Annotated in this window: 2 protein-coding genes; both read left to right on the forward strand. The window is 68.9% G+C overall.

Features of this window, described 5'->3' with window-relative positions; translation table 11 throughout:
* A partial coding sequence (locus CTE05_RS20065) for a glycoside hydrolase family 43 protein (RefSeq protein WP_146848064.1) occupies positions 1-1,510 on the forward strand: 1,510 nt, incomplete at its 5' end.
* 156 nt (positions 1,511-1,666) lie between these two features.
* Positions 1,667-3,085, forward strand: coding sequence for a glycoside hydrolase family 10 protein (locus tag CTE05_RS20070; protein WP_371863384.1), 1,419 nt, complete (start codon positions 1,667-1,669; stop codon positions 3,083-3,085).
* The last annotated feature ends 183 nt before the right edge of the window (positions 3,086-3,268 follow it).

A 3,268-nucleotide genomic window follows, 5' to 3' on the forward strand; every position in this document is an offset into this window, starting at 1 on the left:
GCCCCCGCCCAGCGGGACGTTCACCAACCCGGTCGTCTGGCAGGACTTCGCCGACGGCGACATCATCCGGGTCGGCGACGCCTACTACTACTCGGCGTCGACCATGCACTACTCACCGGGTGCGCCGATCCTGCGCTCCTACGACCTGGTGAGCTGGGAGTACGCCGGCCACTCGGTGCCACGTCTGGAGTTCGACGACAGCGGGTACGACCTGTCCGGCGGCCGCAAGTACGTCAAGGGCATCTGGGCGTCGACGCTCGGCTACCGACGCAGCAACAGCACCTACTACTGGCTCGGCTGCACCGAGTTCAACCGCACGTACGTCTACACCGCGTCGGCGGTCGACGGGACGTGGACCAAGAAGGCACGGCTGAACCAGTGCTACTACGACGCCGGCCTGCTCGTCGACGACAACGACACCATGTACGTCGCCTACGGGAACGGCACGATCAGCGTCGCGCAGCTCAACGCCGACGGCACCGCCCAGGTACGCGCGCAGCAGGTGTTCCAGACGCCGTCGAGCGTCGGCACCCTCGAGGGCGCCCGGTTCTACAAGCGCAACGGCTACTACTACATCTGGCTCACCCGACCGGCCAACGGCCAGTACGTCCTGCGGTCCAGCTCGCCGTTCGGCCCGTACGAGATGCGCCAGGTGCTGCTGGACCTCCCCGGTCCGATCTCCGGCGGCGGGGTGCCGCACCAGGGCGGGATCGTCCAGACCCAGGCCGGCGACTGGTGGTACATGGCCTTCACCGACGCCTACCCCGGCGGGCGGATGCCGACGCTGGCGCCGATCAGCTGGAGCGCCGACGGGTGGCCCTCGGTGCAGACCGTCAACGGCCGCTGGGGCAGCACGTACAACCGCCCGAACATCACGACCACCAAGACGGTCGCGTCGATGATCGGCCGGGACACGTTCGCCGGTCCCACGCTGGGCCACCGGTGGGAGTGGAACCACAACCCGGACACCAGCCGGTTCAGCGTCGGCAACGGGCTCCGGCTGCAGACCGCCACGGTCACGAACGACCTGTACAACGCGCGGAACACCCTGACGCACCGCATCCAGGGTCCGACGTCGACAGCCACCGTCGAGCTGGACTACTCCGCCATGGCGAACGGCGACCGGTCGGGGCTCGCGATGCTCCGGCAGTCGTCGGCGTGGATCGGCGTGGTCAGGTCCAACGGGACCACCCGCGTGGTGATGACCGACGGGCTCTCGATGAACAGCTCGTGGGCGACCACCGGGACCGGGGTCGAACGCGCGTCGGCGACCGTCTCCGGGGGCCGGATCTGGCTACGGGCGACCGCCGACATCCGCCCGGGCTCCGGCCGGACCGCCACGTTCTCCTACAGCACCGACGGCACGACGTTCCTGCCGCTCGGACCCGCGTTCGTCCTGAACAACCAGTGGGAGTTCTTCATGGGCTACCGGTTCGGGATCTTCAACTACGCCACCCAAGCACTCGGCGGCGCCGTCACGGTCCGCAGCTTCGACCTGACCACCCCCTGAGACCTGGTCGATCCGACCGGGGCGATCGCCTCGATCACCTTTTCGACGGTTCGCATGCCCGCGTGCCGTCCCCACAGAGAGCGAGACATGATGCGAACGACGCCCGCACAGCTTCACCAGAACGGGTGGAGGCGACAAGCCGCCGCGCTGGTCGCAGTGACCGGACTGGTGCTGACCATGCTCGTCGCACTGGCGAACCCGGCCCAGGCGGCCTCGACGCTCGGAGCGTCGGCGGCCGAGAAGGGCCGCTACTTCGGCACCGCGATCGCCGCCGGGAGGATGAGCGACTCGACCTACATCGGGATCGCGAACCGCGAGTTCAACATGATCACCGCGGAGAACGAGATGAAGTGGGACGCGACCGAGCCGTCGCAGAACTCGTTCAGCTACAGCCGCGGTGACCAGATCGTCAACTGGGCCCGCAACAACGGCAAGCAGGTCCGCGGCCACGCGCTGCTGTGGCACGCGCAGATGCCCGGCTGGGCCCAGAACCTGTCCGGCAGCGCCCTGCGCAACGCCGCGATCAACCACGTCACGAAGGTCGCCACCTACTACCGCGGCAAGGTCCACTCCTGGGACGTGGTCAACGAGGCCTTCGCCGACGGCGGCTCGGGCGGACGGCGCGACTCGTCCCTGCAGCGCACCGGCAACGACTGGATCGAGGCCGCGTTCCGGGCGGCCCGCGCCGCGGACCCGGGCGCCAAGCTCTGCTACAACGACTACAACACCGACGGCATCAACGCGAAGTCCACCGGCATCTACAACATGGTCCGCGACTTCAAGGCCCGCGGCGTGCCGATCGACTGCGTCGGGCTGCAGAGCCACCTGGGCACCTCGATCGCGAGCGACTACCAGGCCAACATCCAGCGGTTCGCCGACCTCGGCGTCGACGTGCAGATCACGGAGCTGGACGTCCAGCAGGGCAGCAACCAGGCGAACATCTACCAGACCGTCACCCGCGCCTGCCTGGCCGTGGCGCGCTGCACGGGCATCACCGTCTGGGGCGTCCGCGACACCGACTCCTGGCGCAGCGACAACCCGCTGCTCTTCGACGGGTCCGGCAACAAGAAGGCCGCCTACACGTCCGTCCTGAACGCCCTCAACGCGGGCAGCGGCGGTGGCGGCGACGGCGGATCGACGTCGATCGACACCGGCGCCTGGTACGTGCTGGTCAACCGCAACAGCGGCAAGGCCCTCGACGTGTACAACCTGGCCACCAACGACGGCGCCCGCATCACGCAGTGGTCGCGCAACAACGGCAACCAGCAGCAGTGGCAGTTCACGAGCTCCGGCGACGGGTACTACGAGATCAGGTCCCGGCTCTCCGGCAAGAACCTGGACGTCTCCGGCAGGTCGACGGCCGACGGCGGCGCGATCGTGCAGTGGACCGACAACAACGGCGCGAACCAGCAGTGGCGGGCCACGATCACGAACGGCTACGCGACTCTGATCAGCCGCCACAGCGGCAAGGCCCTGGAGGTGCAGGGCGCCTCGACGGCCGACGGCGCCAACATCGTGCAGTACACCAGCTGGAACGGTGCCAACCAGCAGTGGCAGCTCGTCCGCGTCGGATGACCGACACCCGGAGCAGGGGTGGGGCGCCGTCGCGGCGTCCCACCCCGCACACCCCCGAAGGAGTGGGACCCATGAGAAGAACCCCTGGAAAGCTGCAGACGCGCTGGCAGGCGCTGCTGCTCGCGCTCACCGTGGCCGTCACCGGTGCGGTCGCCGTGGTCGTGGCGCCGGCAGCGACCGCGG

The sequence above is a fragment of the Cellulomonas terrae genome (assembly GCF_007990265.1).
GTDB classification, from domain to species: domain Bacteria; phylum Actinomycetota; class Actinomycetes; order Actinomycetales; family Cellulomonadaceae; genus Cellulomonas; species Cellulomonas terrae.